This window comes from Paenibacillus sp. PL91, assembly GCF_012935325.2.
Taxonomy (GTDB): Bacteria; Bacillota; Bacilli; order Paenibacillales; family Paenibacillaceae; genus Pristimantibacillus.
Map to the genome: position 1 here is coordinate 1 of NZ_JABBYG020000062.1, position 1,548 is coordinate 1,548.

At 44.6% G+C, this 1,548-nt stretch carries 2 protein-coding genes and 1 pseudogene; 1 reads left to right on the top strand and 2 read right to left on the bottom strand.

What is annotated here, in order from left to right; genetic code table 11:
- Positions 1-276: 276 nt before the first annotated feature.
- Positions 277-711: a hypothetical protein gene (locus HI950_RS35330; protein WP_169091762.1), complete on the bottom strand. Its 435-nt coding sequence runs from the start codon at positions 709-711 to the stop codon at positions 277-279.
- A 118-nt stretch (positions 712-829) separates the two neighbouring features.
- Between HI950_RS35330 and HI950_RS35335 the strand changes: the two are divergent.
- Positions 830-1,203, top strand: a pseudogene (locus HI950_RS35335) (IS66 family transposase); the annotation flags it as partial.
- 138 nt (positions 1,204-1,341) lie between these two features.
- Here HI950_RS35335 and HI950_RS37325 read toward each other — a convergent pair.
- Positions 1,342-1,548, bottom strand: a 207-nt coding sequence (locus tag HI950_RS37325; RefSeq protein ID WP_262985758.1) for a hypothetical protein, incomplete at its 5' end; no start/stop codon positions are given.

The following is a 1,548-nucleotide window of genomic DNA, read 5'->3' on the forward strand; positions in this document are numbered from 1 at the left end:
CGATCTGATCATTGACTATTAGTTCATTTGTCCATATTTCTGAAAGTCCTTTTGCAGTGGTTAATGCTTCATATACCGTTGAAGCTGGAACATTCACGGTCTGTAAGTGCTCGATATTTGCCATATTGCTCATTCCCCTTCTTTATAAGGATTTAATTTATGTAATTATTTGTATACGAATATTATACCATGGTACGGTTGATGTGATTTCTTTTCGATTGCTCATTTTTGAAATAACGCATTAGGGAAGGTTGTTTAACTATGCTGCCCGTTAGCTTAATGCTTTTGGGACACCTTTAGAAAGAGTATTGCTTCATGTTTATAGTTTTCGAGGTTGTTTTCATTAAGCCATGAAGGCTCATCCGTTCTTGATAGATAAAAACGAATTACAGCTTCCGAACCATCAACATCACAACTCACTACAATGATAAATGATTTCTCTGGATAGTTACTGATCAATGATTTTTTCCATTCGTAAATAATATCAAGTGCAATCGAGAGATTTTCCAAGTGCAAGTGATTTATTGACGCTTCACACTCAGTCCTGTCAGAATAAATTGTTTTATCCAAACTCATCGGAAGGTCACGAGCAAAACTACTGATTAAAATACAGTCATTCCATTCAACAAAGTGAGTGTACTCATCGTCTACAATTGTCCCTGAAGGACTAGTCCTCAATAGCAACTCGGACATTGCTTTATTAGTTTTCATCGTAACCTCCAGGAATGTGTGCTCTATTGAACTATTGTGTCCCGTTAGCTTAATGCTCTAAGGGTGAATTAATTTTTGTGATCATTACTTATTACTATAATCACAATCCGAGTTCAAGCGTCATCTGCTAAAACAGGAAGTGCTGCATGCGGATGAAACCACGCTGCAGGTGCTGAAAGAACCCGGTAAAGCGGTGCAGTCGGACTCGTACATGTGGCTGTATCGCACGGGCCGGGGCGTAGAGCCAACGGTGATCTACGACTACCAGCGTACCCGTGGCGGCGAGCATCCGCGAGATTTTTTGATCGGATTCAAGGGGTACTTGCATGTGGATGGCTATGCGGGCTACCACAAGGTGAAGGATGTGACCCTGGTGGGCTGCTGGGCGCATGCGCGGCGTAATCCCGATGCAATCCGCACAGCATAGCGACGCAAGGGCTGGACTGGTGCAACCAGCTGTTTGCGATTGAACGCAAGCTGGGTGAAGTCAGTTGCCACAGCTTGCCGATTTGCAGGAGCCACAAGTGTTAGAGTCGTTTATGCCATGGTCACCGCAACTGCCGGACAGCTGCCGTCTCAGCTAATCTTTATTCATCATACACTCGCTACCATCTGACTGCTAGGTGGGGGCTATTTGATGCTCACCCGCAAAGCGACGCCAGGCTTTAGTTCGAACTCCTGAATCTTAATCGTGAACCCTTTGGACCCCACCAGTTCGGAAGATGCTTCGAGTCCGTCCAAGCCTGAAATACTATCTCGTGGGGCGCATCCTTCTGCCTGCCAATTGCTTATGCAAATCGCACACCCATAATCCCAGTGACCAAACCGACAATAATG

Coding starts and splice junctions, on each gene's coding strand:
- HI950_RS35330 (WP_169091762.1), bottom strand. CDS start 711: ATGAAAACTAATAAAGCAATGTCCGAGTTGCTATTGAGGACTAGTCCT.